Source organism: Martelella mediterranea, from assembly GCF_004342225.1.
Lineage (GTDB): Bacteria > Pseudomonadota > Alphaproteobacteria > Rhizobiales > Rhizobiaceae > Martelella > Martelella mediterranea_B.
In genome coordinates, this window is sequence record NZ_SMAR01000006.1 from 35,535 (window position 1) to 51,913 (window position 16,379).

A 16,379-nucleotide genomic window follows, 5' to 3' on the forward strand; every position below is an offset into this window, starting at 1 on the left:
CAGCACAAAGCGCCTCAGGCATTCCAGGCAATCGTCTTCTGTGTCTGCTCGCCGAGACCCTCAATGCCAAGCTTCATAGTCTGGCCTTCTTTCAGATAGACGGGCTCCGGCTTCTGGCCCATACCAACACCGGGCGGCGTGCCGGTGGTGATGATGTCACCCGGCTGCAGGCTCATGAACTGGCTCAGATGGCTGACAAGCGTCGCCACACCAAACACCATCGTGCTGGTCGAACCATCCTGATAGCGATGACCGTCCACCTCCAGCCACATCGGCAGGTTCTGCGGATCGTCCACCTCGTCGCGGGTGACGAGATAGGGACCAATCGGGCCGAATGTATCGGCGCTCTTGCCCTTCACCCACTGACCGGAGCGTTCAATCTGAAATTCACGCTCGGAGAGATCGTTGATGACGCAGTAACCGGCGACATGATCCATCGCATCGTCCTCATCGACGTATCGGGCTTCCTTGCCAATGACGACGCCAAGCTCGACTTCCCAGTCGGTCTTCTTCGAATTCTTCGGAATGCGGACATCATCATTCGGCCCGATGATGGCGCTGGTCGCCTTCATAAAGATGATCGGCTCTTTCGGCAGTTCCGCACCCGTTTCAGCAGCATGATCGGCATAATTCAGACCAATGCAGATGAATTTCCCGACATCGCCAACGCAAGGCCCGATACGGCTCGATTGCGGCAGAACCGGCAGGCTGTCGATCCCGGCAGCGGCAATGCGGGCGAGGCCTTCATCGGTCAGCGTCTCGCCAGCGATATCAACCGCAACCGAGGAAATGTCGCGATATGTGCCGTCAGTGTGAAGAATGGCCGGACGTTCGGCGCCGGATGCGCCAAGCCGAAGCAGTTTCATGGTATGTCTCCCTGTTCGTGGCGTTTCAGGACGCCGGGTGCGCGTAGTTATGAAGCGTTTCAGACTTCATCTCAATGGAAAAGCCCGCACGTTTCGGCGGCATATAAGCCGCGTTTTTGATTGTGCATGGATCAATGAAATGCTCATGCAGATGATCGACATACTCAATCACGCGGCCTTCCTTCGTGCCTGAGACGACCAGATAATCGATCATCGACAAGTGCTGAACATACTCGCAAAGCCCGACACCGCCAGCATGAGGCCAGACGGGAAGGCCGAACTTTGCCGCCATCAGCAACACGGAAAGAACTTCATTCAGGCCACCGATGCGGCAGGCATCGATCTGCACGATATCAATCGCACCGCCAGCAATAAACTGCTTGAACAATATCCGGTTTTGACACATCTCGCCGGTCGCGATTTTCACCGGCTCCACGGCTTCGCGTATCTTCCGGTGTCCGGCAACATCGTCGGGGCTCGTCGGCTCCTCAATGAAATACGGGCGGAATGGGGCAAGCGCGTTCACCCATTCAATCGCCTGATCGACCTCCCAGACCTGATTGGCATCGATCATCAGTGTGCGGTCTTCGCCGATGACCTCACGGACGATCTTCAGCCGCGCGATATCTTCTTCCAGGTCCTGACCAACTTTCATCTTGATGAAGGAAAAGCCTGAATCAACGGCTTCTTGCGCAAGGCGACGCAATTTGTCGTGACTGTAGCCGAGCCAGCCAGCCGATGTTGTGTAGCAGGGATAGCCGTTTGTCTTCAGCTCTTCGAGACGTTCCGCCTTTCCGGCCTCCGCCTTGCGGAAGATCGCAAGCGCCTCATCCGGCGTAATCGCATCGGTGAGATAGCGAAAATCGACGATGGACACGAGCTGCTCCGGCGTCATGTCGGCGATCAGCTGCCAGACCGGCTTGTCTGCCGCTTTACCGAGAAGATCCCAAACGGCATTGACCACCGCGCCTGTTGCAAGATGCATCGCCCCCTTGTCCGGGCCGATCCAGCGCAACTGGCTGTCACCGGTCACATGCCGCCAGAAACGCGCAGGATCTTCGCTGATCCATCCGAGAGAAAGCCCTTGCACACGATTTTCAAGCGCTGAAATCGCCGCACAGACCACCTCATTCCCGCGCCCGATGGTGAAGGTCAGCCCGTGGCCCTCCAGATCGCAATCCGTCTTGAGCACGACATAGGCAGCCGAGTAATCGGGGTCGGGGTTCATTGCATCCGAGCCGTCCAGCTTATCAGAGGTTGGAAAGCGCAGATCATGAACCGAAAGACCGGTAATGCTTGTCATTCTTTCATGCCCTCCGCTCAGCAGGCCCATGCGCCATCAATGATATGCGCCTGCCCGGTGGTGTAGGTCGCACCGGCCAGATAGACGGCGAGTTCAGCAATTTCTTCCGGTGTACCAATGCGGCCTATCGGCTGGCGGGCAATGAAATCCGTGCGTGCCTTTTCATAGTCGCCGGTCGCCTTCAGCCGCTCCTGCAGCGAAGGGCTGTCGACGGTTCCCGGCGCAATGGCATTGCAGCGAATTCCTTTGGTCACATAATCAGCGGCAATCGCCTTGGTCATGCCGATGACAGCAGCCTTTGTGGTGGAATAGGCAAACCGGTTCGGCACGCCCTTGATGGACGAAGCGACCGAAGACATGTTGATGATGGAGCCATCGCCGCGCTCGATCATGCCGGGCAGGAAGGCGCGGATCATCCGAACCATGGCCTTTACATTGAGATCGAAGGCGAAATCGAGATCGCCCTCCTTCATCTCCAGCACGGAGCCACCATGAACGACACCGGCACAGTTAAACAGGATATCGACACCGCCGGTCTCAGCGGCCAGTGCTGCAATGGCATTTTCATTCAGCACGTCAAGAACGCGGGTTTCGATGCCTGCAATACCATCAAGCTCTGAAAGCTTATCGGCGTTGATATCAGTGGCGATCACCTTTGCACCCGCTTTGACAAAGGCAAGTGCGGAGGCCGCACCGATGCCTTGCGCAGCGGCGGTGATCAGGCAGGTTTTTCCGGTCAGATCTGTCATATTCATTTCCTTTCTCACGCGCGCAGGCTTTTGCCGCTTTCGCCGTCAAAGACGTGCAGGCGTTCAACATCGAGCGTGAAGGTCAGCGCTTCACCATCTTTCAATGGCCGCGGATCAAGCATCTTTGCCTGCACTTCCTTGCCGCCGATTTGGGTATAGATGATGGTTTCCGTGCCGAGTGGCTCAGAAATTTCCACTGGCAGGTCAAGTTCAACCGAGCGGTCTTCCGGATGCAGCGAATGCCCCTTCGGTGCGAAGGCATCCGGGCGGAACCCGATCACAACCTTCTGACCGGCCCTGACTTTCGGCGCGATGTCCTCAGGAAGCGGCACGGCAACACCGCCACCGACGCGCGCCACGACATCCCCGTTTTCCTGTTCGATCATCCCTTCAAGCTGGTTCATCGGCGGCGAGCCGATAAAACCGGCAACAAAGGTGTTCACGGGATTTTCAAACACATCTGTCGGCGTACCGACCTGTTCGACATGTCCGTCACGCATGATCACAATCCGGTCGGCCAGCGTCATCGCTTCCACCTGATCGTGCGTTACATAGATGACGGTGGTTTTGACGCGCTGATGCAGTTTCTTGATCTCAACGCGCATCTGGCCTCTGAGCTTCGCATCAAGGTTTGAAAGCGGCTCATCGAACAGAAACACATCCGGGTGGCGCACGATGGCCCGCCCCATAGCCACACGCTGACGCTGGCCACCGGAAAGGTTCGCCGGAAGCCGGTCCATGAACTTCTCAAGACCGAGAATGGCGGACGCTTCATCAACACGCGGGGTGATCTCTTCCGGCGACATGCCCGCGATCTTGAGACCGAAGCCGAGATTTTCGCGCACGGTCATGTGCGGATAGAGCGCATAGGACTGAAAAACCATGGAGATGTTACGCGAACGCGGTGGCAAAGCGTTGACGACGCGGTCGCCGATCCGCAGCTCACCGTCAGAGATTTCCTCCAGTCCGGCGATCATTCTGAGGGTCGTTGACTTGCCGCAGCCTGACGGGCCGACAAGAACCACGAACTCGTTGTGTTTGACTTCAAGATCAATGCCATGGACGACTTCCAGCGAACCATAACGCTTGACGATTTTGGAAAGGTGCACTTCGGCCACGGGATTATCCTTTCACACCACCGAACGTCAGTCCGGCAATCAGATGCTTTTGTACAATGAAGGTGAGAATGAGCGCGGGGATGATGATCAGCACCGCCATGGCGCTCATACCGGTCCAGTCCACAGTGAACTGGGCGGTAAAATCCATCAGCCCGACCGGCATGGTTTTCGATGCGGTGGTACGGGTCAGCTGGCTGGCAAGCGCAAACTCGTTCCATGCTGTCAGAAAGGCAAAGATGCCAGCAGACGCAAGGCCGGAACGGGCGAGAGGGAACTCGACCTTCCAGAACGCCTGCCAGCGGGTGCAGCCGTCAATCTGCGCGGCTTCCGAAAGATCCGCCGGAATTTGGCGGAAAAAACCATCCGTCAGCCAGATCGTAAAGGGGATGTTGATCGCCATATAAACGAGGATCAGACCAAACTTCGTATCGATCAGGCCGATACGGCTCCACAGGATGAACAGCGGCAGCGACAGGGCAACGCCGGGCACCGTGCGCGATAGCATGAACGACAAGAACAGCGCGCCCTTGCCTTTAAAACGGTAACGGGCGAAGGCATAGCCGCCCATCATGCCGATGAAGATCGCGACGAAAGTCGACGTCAGCGAGATCACCAGCGAGTTGATGAAATAATTGGCGACCGGCAGGCCCTGCTGACGCTCCGGCAAAAGGCCAAAGATGCCGAGGAAGTTGTTCAGTGTCCACTGCTCGGGAATCCAGATCGGCGGACGGGCCATTACCTCGACATTCGGGCGGAATGCGGTCATCACCACCCATGCACCAGGCACGACGAGGATGGCCATGGCGATGAACAGTGTGATCCACAAAAGCCAGCGCTGCCAGGGTTTTTCGATGGTTCTCGCGCTCATTGTGCACCTCCCATGAACAGCCGCGATTTGGCAAGGTTGCGATAGAAGATGATGGTGAAGGCAATCGAGAGCAGGATCGAGATATAGCCCATGGCATTGGCCATACCCATTTGCGAATTCTGGTAGCCGGTGCGTGTCATCAGCGTCCAGATCAGCTCTGTGCGGCCTGCCGGCCCGCCATTGGTCATGATCTTCACCATGTCGTAAGCACGCGCAACATCGAGCGAACGGATCGTCATTGCGATCCAGATGAACGGCATAAGAAACGGCAGCGTGATATGGCGGAACACCTGAATGGCGTTGCAGCCATCCACACGGGCCGCCTCGATCGGATCTTTCGGCATTGCCAGAAGCCCAGCCATCAGAAGGATCGCGAAGATTGAGGTCGACATCCACATTTCCGCGACAATGATGGAGAAGTTCGCCAGCCAGCCATTGACCAGCCACGGGATCGGTTTGTCGATCAGGTTCAGCGCGAACAGAGCATTGTTCACCAGGCCGACGGAATCGTTGAACAGATATTTGAACTGAAAGCCGACGAGAATAGGCGAGAACATCATCGGGAACATCATGATGGTTCTGAGCGTGCGCTGCCCCCACGTGATCCGGTTGACCAGCAACGCCAGCCCCAGCCCCATGACCATTTCAAGATTTAGCGTGATGGTGATGAAAACCACGGTGCGGCCAAACGCCCACCAGAAATCATCGTCTCCCATCAGCCGCTGATAGTTTCGAAGTCCGACGAAATTGAACAGCGTGTGCGGGCGCACGAGATTGTAGCTGGTGAAACTCGTCCAGAATGAAACCACGAGCGGCACAAGAACAACCGCCAGAATGACGACGATTGCAGGCAGCAGCAATAGATACGGCGTCGCCCTTGGCGACCTGAAGAATTTCATGTCACGCCTATCTGTATTGACAAAAATGATTGGGTATCCGGCCTTGGAGCCGTTAAGGGCCACCGGCGCCAGGGCCGGTGACCAAAGTTGAGGTATGAGGCTTAGTAGTAGCCAGCATCCTGCATGATGTAGGTCGCTTCCTGCGCTGCATCGTCAAGCGCTTCCTGCGGGGTTTTCTCGCCCACAATCGCCGCCTGAAGCTCAGGCCACAGCACGTTGGATACCTGAATCCACTCCGCGATCAGTGGCGGCGTGCGGGCATCGGCCAGCGATTCCTGCCAGACCTGGAACATCTCGGCGAGGTTTTCCTTACCGTTTTCATTGAACCAGGTGATAACCTCGTCGTAGGTCGCCGTACGGGTCGGCAGGTTGCCGGCCTTGGCTTCCATCAGCTCGCTTTCATCATTGGTCATGAAGACGGCAAAGGAAACGCCTGCGTCCTTGTTGTCGCAATCTTCTGTGACTGAGAAAGAGTGCGAGCCGGACCAGCCACCACGCTTGCCGGAAGAACCGACAGGGGCAACCGCATAACCGAGATCGTCAGAGATCTTTGACGCTTCCGGATCCGCAAAGAAAGCGGCAAAGCCCGGCCAGTCGAGATCAATTGCCAGCTGGCCGGCGGCCATGGCCTGACCGATATCATCCCATGTGTAGTTGACAGTACCGGCAGGAACTGCACCGGCATTATAGACATCAACAAACCACTGCAGCGCTTCGACCCCGGCTTCGGAATTGAAGATGGGTTTCAGGTCTTCATCGAAAATATCACCACCATTGGCGCGCAGAATTTCCATGAAGCGACCGGACATTCCCTCGTCCTTGCCGGCAAAGGCTGTGCCGTAAAGGTTCGGCGGATCTGCAAAGAAGATCACCTGATCACGGAACTCATCATAGGTTTTCGGCGGCTGAAGCTCGGTGCCATATTTTTCTTTCCAGGCCGCCTGATTGGCCGGATCCGCATAAAGGCTCTTGCGATAATAAAGGTTTGAAACATCTGTTACGCGCGGAAGCTGAACCAGCCGTCCGTCAACCTTGGACGATTCCAGCGTGCCGGGCACATATTTATCAAGCTCGGACTGCGGAACATGCTCCGAAAGGTCGATGTAAAGGCTGCCATATTGCGGCGCAAAGCTGGTATGGTTGGAACCGACACACCAGGAAACCGGACCGGCTGCGATATCCTGCTTGATTTCACGGTCGAGATCGAAATGGTTTTTCGAAGACACGATTTCGACCTTCGCACCCGTCATCTCCTCCCATTCCGGGATTCGGGTGTAAAGCTTCTCATACTGGGTACCACCGATCAGTTTGACCTTCAGTGTGTAGTCCGGAAAGCTGCCGTAATCGAATTCCTGAGCGTTGGCTGTCACAGCCAGCCCGCCAACCGCGCAGCAGGCGACCAGCAGTGTCCTTAACGGTTTCAATGCCATGTTTTCCTCCTCGATCCTTTTCAAACGCCAAGTCAGAAAAGACTTGATCCTCCATATTTGAAAAGAGTATTTGTATATAAGCATGATAATTGACAATCCGTCAACGCCCGGCCACGATATTTAAACTTGGCGCGTTCGGGACATGCCACAACAAAAGGCCGCAACCATGCATACAGACCGGTTCAAAAGCAGGCAGGAGACAGCAGATGACCAATGATGATGCCGATCGTTATCGCGCCCCTGCACTGGATAAGGGCCTCGACATCTTCGAGCTCCTGGCTGCGACCGAGGGCTCACTCAGTCAGGCTGAAATCGCCAAGGCGCTGTCTCGCACGCCAAACGAGATTTACCGGATGTTAGACCGGCTGGTACGACGCGACTATATCCGCCGCACCCGCGAGGACCGCTACGAAATCACACTGAAGATGTTTGAGCTGGTTCATGCTCGTCCGCCATTGCGGCGGCTTGTCAACCAATCGATCCCGCATCTGCAGCAGGTTGCCCACGATTCGGGCCAGTCCTGTCATCTTGTCGTGTTTGACCGTTCCGCCGCTGTCGTCGTCGCACAGGTCGATGCACCGAGTTACTGGAGCCTGGCAGTGCGTGTCGGCACCCGCCTTGGCCTGACAACAACAGGGTCCGGCCTTGTCTTTCTGGCATTCTCGTCGCCGGAGAACCGCGCCTTGATGCTGAAAGGTGCAGGCGAAACCCTGACAGAGGATGTGGAGGCACGTCTGCCGCGCATACGTGAAGACGGCTACGCCGTGACGGCCAGCGAACAGATAGCGGGTGTCACCAATCTGACAGCACCGGTGATGGGGCCGCTGGGTTCGGTGATGGCTGTCATCACCTGCCCCTACACGGCCCGCCTTGATCGCCCGGTTGAAAGCGATCAGCAAAACGCACTCACACTCGTCCGCGCAGCAGCAAGCCACCTTTCGCAGGACCGCTCCGGCAACGACAGCGACTAAGCGCTTTTACAGCATCGGCCCGAAAATCGAAATCGATTTTCGGAAAGCACGATTCGTAGATTCAATAGGTTAGGGCGTCCTTTGTGCATCCGAATGGATGCACGGCGCTCTAAATTAAAACGCATGAGAGGGAGGAACCATGCGCATCATCGATACCCACCTGCACCTTGTTTACAAGGATCGCTTTTCCTATCCATGGCTTGAAGGCGTGCCAGCGCTGAATAAGCAGACGACAGCTGAAGACTATTTTAAAAAGGCTGAAGCCCTCGGTATTGAGGCCGCTCTTCACATGGAAGTTGATGTGGCCGATAAAGATATCGAGGCGGAGAGCAATTTTATCTCCGGCGCACATGAAAAGATCATAGGCGCCATTGCGGCATGCCGCCCGGAAGAAAAGAATTTCCCGGCATTTCTGGAGAGGATGACAGCCAATCCCGGCATCAAAGGTTTTCGCCGTGTCCTGCACACCATGCCGGATGACCTTTCACAAGCCCCCGTCTTTGCCGAAAATATCAGCCGACTTGCCGATCACAACCTCACCTTCGATCTGTGTGTGCTGGCGCGCCAGCTACCGCTGGCAATGGATCTGGCGAAGAAGTGCCCGAACGTCCGGTTTGTCCTCGATCATTGCGGTGTGCCCGACATTGAAAATAACGGACTTGATCCGTGGCGCAGCGCCATCAGCGAAATCGCACGTCTGCCAAATGTCGCCGCAAAAATCTCCGGCGTCATCGCATATGGAGGTGCAAACTGGAGCGTAGAAACACTGCGACCCTATATCGAACACGTCATCGATGCCTTCTCGTTTGACCGCGTCGTCTGGGGCTCGGATTTTCCGGTCTGCACACTGACAGCCAGCCTTGAAGACTGGGTGAATGCTTCCCGCGAGATCACCGGCACCGCCAGCCTGCAAGAGCAGGAAAAACTCTTCAGCGGCAATGCCAGCCGTATTTATGGACTTTGAAAACCGGGAGAAGAAAATGCAACGAATTGGAATGGTGATCCAGCTCAACGCCGAAAAAGTCGCTGAATACAAACAGCTTCACGCCAATGCCTGGCCGGAAGTGCTGGACATGATCAAACAGTGCAATATCCAAAACTATACGATTTTTCTGCGTGAACCGGAAAACCTGTTGTTTTCCTATTACGAATATACCGGCGACGATTACGAAGCCGATATGGCAAAGATGGCAGCAGACCCGAAAACACAGGAATGGTGGGCGGTCTGCGAACCCTGCCAGAAACCGCTCGACACCGCCAAAGACGGAGACTGGTGGACCAAGATGGAAGACGTTTTCCATCTGGCGTGAGGCCTTTCCGCCTGTTTTCCGCTTGCCGGGAAACAAGGATCGCCTAGACCAGTCCGCGGGAAATGAGGCTTCTGGTCATATCACCGATCGTTTCCCCCGCGGCTCTTGGCGCGCACCCGAGCAGGTTTGCCGCACGGCTGGCATCCAGCGCGGGCGCATAGCCAAGCTCGTTGAGATTGGAACGGATATCACCATCAAAAAGCGCAATCAGACGCACCAAAAAATCAGGGGCCTGGCGCGACGGCAACTTCTTGGCATACGCAGGCGCGGCCTCTGTCATGATGGCTGATATTTCCTTCAGCGAGGCTGTGGAGAAGGCAGCCGGATGGCGCTTGTTGACGGCCTCCGGTGCGCTCAACGCTGCAACATGAATACGCGCGAGATCACGAACATCAACCAAATGCATGTGCAACCGCGGCACCATCGGCAGATCACCGCGCAACAATCGCTGAAATACAGCGCCAGATGTCCCCGGATCATCATCCAGCAACGGGCCAATTATGAAACCGGGATTTATGACGGCAAGGTCCAGACCTGTCTCTCCGGCCATTTCCCAGGCCCGTCGTTCAGCCAGATTTTTCGATAGCGCATAAGCCGAAAGCCGCCCTTCATCAGGGTCCGGCCAGTCATCCGGACCAAGCCTTGCAGGTCGGCCCGGTCCCCGCCCCTGAACGATGGCCACCGTGGATGAGGTCAAAACCACCCGCTCAACGCCCGCTTTTACTGCGGCGTTCAATGCCCGCTCCGTTCCAGCTACAGCCGGTTTGACCAGAACATCAGGATCTTTCGGCATTGAGGTCACGAACGGCGACGCCACATGCATGACATAACGCACGCCTTCTGCGGCTTGATCCCAGCCCTGATCCTTCAGCAGATCAAGCGTGACAAACTCCAACTGCGAGGTATCAGCGCCAGCGGCTTCCAAAGATTGCCTGACCCCTTGTATACGCTCGCCGTCTGCCCCCGGATTGCGCAGACTTCCGCGCACATGGTAACCGGAGTTCAGAAGTTCGATCGCGATGTGCCCACCGAGAAAGCCTGTGACGCCGGTCAGAAGTACTGTATCCATCAATTCAACCTCACATTTTTATACGAAACGAACGATATTCGTTCAGTATGAACATTTTTTCGGAGCCTTCAAGGTATGACGCAACCACCAATGAGAAAAAAACAGGATCGTGCGCAGCGGATCACCGCCGCAGCCAAGACGCAGTTTCTGGAATTCGGCCTGCGATCAACCACGATGGAAGCGATCGCCCGACGTGCTGGCGTCGCAAAGGCCACACTCTACACCTATTTTCCTGATAAAGACGCTGTATTCCGTGCCGTTCTCATGTCCGTGGCATCACGCCTGAAGATCGCAGCTGAAACGGCCTTCACGGCAAATGGCTCTGCCAGTGACCGGATCGCTGCTGCTTTGTCTGCAAAGTATTTCGAGCTTGATGCCGTGCTTGAAGCCTCTCCGCATCGGGCGGAGCTGACACACCAGGCCGTTATCCTCACGGGTTCGGAAATTACTCTTCTCAGTAATGAACTTCAGGAACGCGCAACCGCTCTTTTGATTGAAGAGGGCTGGTCACGCGCTAAAGCCTCAGAGCGCACTGCCCTTCTGTTTGCCTGTATCGGCGGCCTTTACAAGATACCGGCGGGACGGGAAAGGCGGGAGGAACAGATCACATTTCTGACGGAACGCCTCCTCGACGAGAGCTGCTAAATTCCGCAGATGAGACAGGGTCTATTGGACTGGTTGCACTATGAAAAATGAACCCGGTTGTTTTCGGCTCTTGCAATACCTCCAAATTTGAATAATCTATTTACATAAGAATGACAGCAGGGCTGAAAGCCCGAACCTGAAGGAGGAGCAGGTTGTCAGTTTCACTTATCGCACCCGCTCAAAGCTGGGCTGCGGCCACGACGCCGCGCCCGATCGTCATCATTGGTGCAGGCTCCATTGTAGGCGATGCCCATATGCCTGCCTATCGCATGGCCGGTTTACCGGTTGTCGGTGTTTTCGACATTGACGGCGAACGTGCGGCCAAACTCGCCAGCGACTGGGATATGCCCGCTTTTGGCAGCCTTGAAGACGCAATCGCAACGCCCGATGCTGTTTTCGATCTGGCCCTGCCACCTGCAGCCCATGTTTCTGTATTGAAACAACTGCCCGAGGGCGCACCCGTTCTCCTGCAAAAGCCGATGGGACGCGACCTTGCAGAGGCGACGCGTATTCTGGAGGTTTGCCGTGATCGTCATCTGACTGCGGCGGTGAACTTTCAGCTCCGCTTCGCACCGATGATGCTGGCCGCGCACGATCTTTATAAAAGTGGGCGGCTGGGAGAGCTGGTCGATGTCGAAATGCACGCCAACATGATGACGCCGTGGCATCTCTGGCCGTTCCTGAAGGGGATGGAGCGGGTCGAGATCCTTCTGCATTCGATCCACTATCTTGATCTGTTCCGCCACTTTCTCGGTAATCCGAAAGGCATTCACGCGAAAACGCTGGGCCATCCGCAAACCACGGTTTCCCAATCCCGCACCTCCGCAATCCTCGACTATGACGCGCCGGTGCGCGCGATCATGTCGGTTAATCACAATCACGATTTCGGACCGAAATTTCAGGATTGCGGGTTCCGCTTCGAAGGCACTGAAGGCGTCTTGATGACGACGCTGGGTGTCAATCTCGATTATCCGAAAGGTGTTCCCGATGAGCTCTGGTTTTCGGCCAAAGGCGGTGCGTGGGAGCAAATCACTCTATCCGGCACGTGGTTTCCGCACGCCTTTATCGGCACGATGAGCAACCTGCAGCGCTACACCGCTGGTGAGGACAAGACGCTTCTGACCTCGGTCGAGGATGCCTGGCACACGATGGCGCTGGTTGAGGCCGCCTATGAGTCCAGTGCAGCACCGGCCACGGCCATAAAGGATAAACCATGACAAACGAAAAAGACGACCTGCCGCTTTCCGGTGTGCTGGTGCTGGATATGTGCCAGTTTCTGTCCGGTCCGTACTGTTCACTGAGGCTTCAGGATCTGGGCGCGCGGGTGATCAAGATCGAACGCCCCGGCCTTGGTGACCTGTCGCGCCGCCTCTACCTGTCGGACACGGAAATCGGCGGCGATTCCACCATCTTTCATGCGATCAATCGCTCGAAAGAAAGTCTCGCCATCGATATGAAAAGCGCCGACGACCTGGCCGCGCTGAAAAAGCTGATCGCAAAAGCCGATGTTGTGCTGCAAAACTTCCGTCCCGGCGTGATCAAACGTCTTGGTCTCGATTACGAAACTGTCAGAGCCCTTAACCCCGGCCTCGTTTATGGTTCCATCACGGGCTATGGCGATGAAGGCCCATGGGTGATGCGACCGGGACAGGATCTTCTGGCGCAGGCGCGTTCCGGCGTGATGTGGCTTAATGGCGATGAGGATCAGGGGCCGGTCCCCTTCGGGCTTGCGATTGCCGATATGCTGGCTGGCGCAGCCCTTGCGCAAGGTGTGCTGGCGGCGCTGGTGAAGCAGGGCCGCACCGGCAAGGGTGCGCACATCGAAACCAGTTTGATGGAAGCGCTGATCGATCTTCAGTTCGAAGTGCTGACAACGCATCTGAATGATGGCCGCAGACCACCGAAACGCTCGACCTATCGTTCGGCCCACGCCTATCTGTCGGCACCTTATGGCGTCTACGAAACGGCCGACGGCTGGCTGGCACTGGCGATGATGCCGATTGATCAGCTGGCCGATGTGCTCGGAATCGAAGCGCTGGCACCTTATCGCGGCAAGACGGAAACCTGGTTCACCAGCCGCGATGGCATCAAAAAAATCATTGCGGAAACACTGAAAGAGCACACCACAGACCACTGGCTTTCAATCCTGGAACCGGCCGACATCTGGTGCTCGAAAGTGCTCGACTGGCCGGAACTGCTGGACCATGCGGGTTTTAAAGTCCTCGACATGCTGCAGACAGTCACCCGCGACGACTGCGTTGAAATCCAGACCACGCGTTCACCGCTCAGAATCAACGGAATGCGGGTCAGAACCGACCGCGCTGCGCCGAAGATCGGTGAGCAGAGCGCATCCATCAGAGCGGAGTTTAATCTTTGATGACCAGACTGAAAGGCATGACCTGGAACCATCCGCGCGGCTTTGATCCCATGATCGCAACATCAAAGGTTTGGACGGAAAAGACCGGTGTTACCATCGACTGGGACAAGCGCAGTCTTCAGGATTTCGAGAGCTTTCCTGTTGAAGAACTGGCTCGGCAATACGACCTGATCGTGATCGACCATCCGCATGTCGGACAGATTACGGCAGAACAATGCCTCACCCCGCTGGACATTGAAGGCTGTCAGAAAGAGCGCGAAGCCCTTAGAGCCGGTTCGGTCGGGCAGTCTTATGACAGCTATTTTTATAAAGGCCACCAGTGGGGTTTTCCCATTGATGCGGCAACACAGGTCATGGCCTACCGGCCGGATCGACTGGATAAGCCGCCACAAGACTGGGAAAGCCTGATGGACCTGGCAAAAGATGGCCGTACGCTCCTGCCGCTTCGTCCGCCGCACAGTCTGATGACCTTCTTTACGCTGTCCGCCAACATCGGTGCGCCCTGCCACAACGACCAGCCTGACGGGTTCATCGATATGCAATCCGGCGCGTACGTCTTCGAACACTTCTGCGAATTGGCAAGGCTGGTGCCGGAGGACAATTTCAACCACGACCCGATTGCCATTTACGAAACGCTGGCTGGTGATGAAACAGAAGCCAGCGTGGTTCCATTCGCTTACGGCTATGTCAGTTATGCCATGGAAGGTTTCAGGGCGAACCGGCTGGTGTTTTCCGATATTCCTGCCCTTGGCCAAGATGGCCCTGCAGGTTCCGCCCTTGGTGGCACCGGCATCGCTGTTTCTGCCTTTTCCAAAGCCCGCGAGGCTGCCATCGATTATGCCTATTGGGTAGCAAGCGGCGATGTGCAGAAAACCCTGTTTGCACAAGCAGGCGGCCAGCCGGGCCATGCTGACGGCTGGGAAGACGATGCCGTGAACGCAGCAACCGACGATTTTTACCGCAACACCCGCCAGTCGCATGAGCGCGCTTATGTGCGGCCCCGCCATCGTGGCTATATGGCCTTTCAAAAGAAGGCTTCAGAAGCCCTCAATGAAAGCGTCCGACAGAACCGGAAAGCCACCGATGTGATCGCCACGCTGAATGCACTTTATAAGGAGAGTTTCTGATGGAGCGACCGCGCCACTTTGAAGACATTACGATCGGCGAGGAGCGTGTCACCTATGGCCGCACCATTACAGAAGCCGACTTCGTCGTTCATGCAGGCCATACCGGTGACTTTTTCCCGCACCACATGGATGCCGAGCACATGAAAGATACGCCGTTTGGTCAGCGCATCGCCCATGGCACAATGACATTTGCGATTGGCATCGGCCTGTCTGCCAGCGAAATCAACCCGCATTCATTCACCTATGGCTATGAACGGCTGCGTTTTCCAAAGCCGGTTTTTATCGGTGATACCATCCACACAGTGCTTACAATCGCTTCCAAGGAAGATGACCCCAAACGTCCCGGTCATGGTCGCATCATCGAGCAGGTGCGGGTGATTAACCAACGCGGGGACGTGGTTCTGGCCTGCGACCACGTTTATCTCGTGGCGCGAAAAGCTGTCTAGCGCCCAAAATCCAGCATTTCTCAGTGCGGACTTGAAAATCGGCAATGGTTTTGCCGATTTTTGATTTACGTACATCATTTTTGCCGCTATAGATTTCTGCCAGAAACCAGACAGCACATTGATGCGCTTCTTTGATGAGCAGGAAGATATGCGACCAACCGTCCACGACATAGCAGCCGAAGCAGGTGTGAGCCTGGCGACGGTCGACCGTGTCCTGAACGCCCGCCCCGGTGTGCGTGCCAAAACCCGTGAAAAGGTCGAAAAAGCAGTCACCAAACTTGGTTATGTTCGTGATGTCGCCGCTGCAAATCTGGCGAAGGGCCGTATCTATCCTTTCACCTTTATTCTTCCCCAGAATGATAACGCCTTCATGCGCGGTCTGCATGATGCCGTTGAGCAGGCTGTAGAACGCGGACCGATTGAGCGCACGCAAATCGACATCGTTGACGTTCCTGCCTTTGATGCGGAAGCACTGGCCGCTGCCATCGATGCCGCTCGCGCCAAAGCACCGGCAGGCATTGCTCTTGTTGCCATCGAATCTGCGCCGGTGATTGCCGCCGTTGCCCGGCTTAAACAGGCAGGCATTCCTGTTGTCACGCTTGTTTCCGACCTTCAGGATGGTGAGCGCGACCACTATGCCGGTGTCGACAACCGGGCCGCCGGCCGAACTGCTGCAACGCTGCTTGGCCGTTTTCTTGGCGAGCGTCGTGGAACGGTAGGCGTTCTGGCCGGTTCACTTTCGGTGCGCGACCACCAGAACCGTTTTGAGGGTTTTTCCGAAGTCATGTCGGAGCGCTTCGCGCATCTTGACGTTCTCGCGCCAATGGAAGGGCGGGACGATGCAGCACTTGCACAAAAACTGGTTGAAGACGCACTGACCAGTCATCCGGATATGATCGGACTATACAGTCTTGGCGCAGGTAACCGCGGCCTGCTGAAAGCCCTTGATCCGGCTCACGATAGCGGCCGCGAAATCGTCACTGTCGCGCATGAGCTTTCCGAACATGCCCGCGCAGCGCTGGAGCACGGAACCTTTGACGCCGTGCTGAATCAGGATGCCGGGCATGAGGTCCGAAGCGCCATCCGCGTTCTGAAAGCCAAGGCAGACGGCCTGCCTGTCATCGACAGTCAGGAACGCATCCGTATCGACATTTTTATAAAAGACAACCTGCCGTAATCAGCAGAAAATATAATTTTCAGG

Annotated in this window: 17 protein-coding genes; 9 read left to right on the plus strand and 8 right to left on the minus strand. The window is 56.1% G+C overall.

Annotation, left to right across the window (positions count from 1 at the left end; all coding sequences use genetic code 11):
* Positions 1 to 14: 14 nt before the first annotated feature.
* From EDC90_RS05790 to EDC90_RS05820, 7 genes are all read right to left on the minus strand, one after another.
* A complete protein-coding gene (locus EDC90_RS05790) occupies positions 15 to 866 on the minus strand; it encodes a fumarylacetoacetate hydrolase family protein (RefSeq protein WP_132309527.1) in 852 nt (283 codons plus the stop codon).
* 25 nt (positions 867 to 891) lie between these two features.
* Positions 892 to 2,169 (minus strand): L-fuconate dehydratase, encoded by a 1,278-nt coding sequence (locus EDC90_RS05795; RefSeq protein ID WP_132309529.1) that lies wholly within the window; start codon positions 2,167 to 2,169, stop codon positions 892 to 894.
* 17 nt (positions 2,170 to 2,186) lie between these two features.
* Positions 2,187 to 2,918 (minus strand): SDR family oxidoreductase, encoded by a 732-nt coding sequence (locus EDC90_RS05800; protein ID WP_132309531.1) that lies wholly within the window; start codon positions 2,916 to 2,918, stop codon positions 2,187 to 2,189.
* Positions 2,919 to 2,932: 14 nt separating this feature from the next.
* Positions 2,933 to 4,036 carry an ABC transporter ATP-binding protein gene (locus tag EDC90_RS05805; RefSeq protein WP_132309533.1) on the minus strand — a complete coding sequence of 368 codons (1,104 nt, stop codon included), beginning with the start codon at positions 4,034 to 4,036 and terminating at the stop codon, positions 2,933 to 2,935.
* 4 nt (positions 4,037 to 4,040) lie between these two features.
* Complete coding sequence (locus EDC90_RS05810; protein WP_132309535.1) at positions 4,041 to 4,904, minus strand: carbohydrate ABC transporter permease; 864 nt, start codon at positions 4,902 to 4,904, stop codon at positions 4,041 to 4,043.
* The gene (locus EDC90_RS05815) at positions 4,901 to 5,803 is read right to left on the minus strand and encodes a carbohydrate ABC transporter permease (RefSeq protein WP_132309537.1); all 903 of its coding nucleotides are present in this window, start codon (positions 5,801 to 5,803) and stop codon (positions 4,901 to 4,903) included. Before EDC90_RS05815 ends, EDC90_RS05810 begins: the two co-directional genes overlap by 4 nt.
* A 101-nt stretch (positions 5,804 to 5,904) precedes the next feature.
* Positions 5,905 to 7,233, minus strand: coding sequence for an ABC transporter substrate-binding protein (locus EDC90_RS05820; protein ID WP_245510955.1), 1,329 nt, complete (start codon positions 7,231 to 7,233; stop codon positions 5,905 to 5,907).
* Between the two features lie 206 nt (positions 7,234 to 7,439).
* Here EDC90_RS05820 and EDC90_RS05825 point away from each other — a divergent pair, with 206 nt between their 5' ends.
* From EDC90_RS05825 to EDC90_RS05835, 3 genes are all read left to right on the plus strand, one after another.
* Entirely contained in the window at positions 7,440 to 8,204 is a 765-nt protein-coding gene (locus EDC90_RS05825; RefSeq protein WP_132309539.1) for an IclR family transcriptional regulator, read from the plus strand.
* A gap of 139 nt (positions 8,205 to 8,343) precedes the next feature.
* On the plus strand, positions 8,344 to 9,168 hold the full coding sequence (locus EDC90_RS05830; RefSeq protein ID WP_132309541.1) for an amidohydrolase family protein: 825 nt from the start codon (positions 8,344 to 8,346) through the stop codon (positions 9,166 to 9,168).
* 16 nt (positions 9,169 to 9,184) lie between these two features.
* Positions 9,185 to 9,514 (plus strand): L-rhamnose mutarotase, encoded by a 330-nt coding sequence (locus EDC90_RS05835; RefSeq protein ID WP_132309543.1) that lies wholly within the window; start codon positions 9,185 to 9,187, stop codon positions 9,512 to 9,514.
* A 43-nt stretch (positions 9,515 to 9,557) separates the two neighbouring features.
* On the opposite strand, the gene EDC90_RS05840 is transcribed toward EDC90_RS05835, so the two are convergent.
* Positions 9,558 to 10,583 carry an NAD-dependent epimerase/dehydratase family protein gene (locus tag EDC90_RS05840; protein ID WP_132309545.1) on the minus strand — a complete coding sequence of 342 codons (1,026 nt, stop codon included), beginning with the start codon at positions 10,581 to 10,583 and terminating at the stop codon, positions 9,558 to 9,560.
* A 75-nt stretch (positions 10,584 to 10,658) separates the two neighbouring features.
* Here EDC90_RS05840 and EDC90_RS05845 point away from each other — a divergent pair, with 75 nt between their 5' ends.
* From EDC90_RS05845 to EDC90_RS05870, 6 genes are all read left to right on the plus strand, one after another.
* Positions 10,659 to 11,228: a TetR/AcrR family transcriptional regulator gene (locus tag EDC90_RS05845; protein ID WP_132309547.1), complete on the plus strand. Its 570-nt coding sequence runs from the start codon at positions 10,659 to 10,661 to the stop codon at positions 11,226 to 11,228.
* 152 nt (positions 11,229 to 11,380) lie between these two features.
* Positions 11,381 to 12,445, plus strand: a complete 1,065-nt coding sequence (locus tag EDC90_RS05850; RefSeq protein WP_245510956.1) for a Gfo/Idh/MocA family protein — start codon at positions 11,381 to 11,383, stop codon at positions 12,443 to 12,445.
* The gene (locus EDC90_RS05855) at positions 12,442 to 13,605 is read left to right on the plus strand and encodes a CaiB/BaiF CoA transferase family protein (RefSeq protein WP_132309549.1); all 1,164 of its coding nucleotides are present in this window, start codon (positions 12,442 to 12,444) and stop codon (positions 13,603 to 13,605) included. Before EDC90_RS05850 ends, EDC90_RS05855 begins: the two co-directional genes overlap by 4 nt.
* Positions 13,605 to 14,732 (plus strand): ABC transporter substrate-binding protein, encoded by a 1,128-nt coding sequence (locus EDC90_RS05860; RefSeq protein WP_245510957.1) that lies wholly within the window; start codon positions 13,605 to 13,607, stop codon positions 14,730 to 14,732. Before EDC90_RS05855 ends, EDC90_RS05860 begins: the two co-directional genes overlap by 1 nt.
* Positions 14,732 to 15,178, plus strand: a complete 447-nt coding sequence (locus EDC90_RS05865; RefSeq protein ID WP_132309551.1) for a MaoC/PaaZ C-terminal domain-containing protein — start codon at positions 14,732 to 14,734, stop codon at positions 15,176 to 15,178. Before EDC90_RS05860 ends, EDC90_RS05865 begins: the two co-directional genes overlap by 1 nt.
* A 148-nt stretch (positions 15,179 to 15,326) precedes the next feature.
* A complete protein-coding gene (locus EDC90_RS05870; RefSeq protein WP_132309665.1) occupies positions 15,327 to 16,355 on the plus strand; it encodes a LacI family DNA-binding transcriptional regulator in 1,029 nt (342 codons plus the stop codon).
* The last annotated feature ends 24 nt before the right edge of the window (positions 16,356 to 16,379 follow it).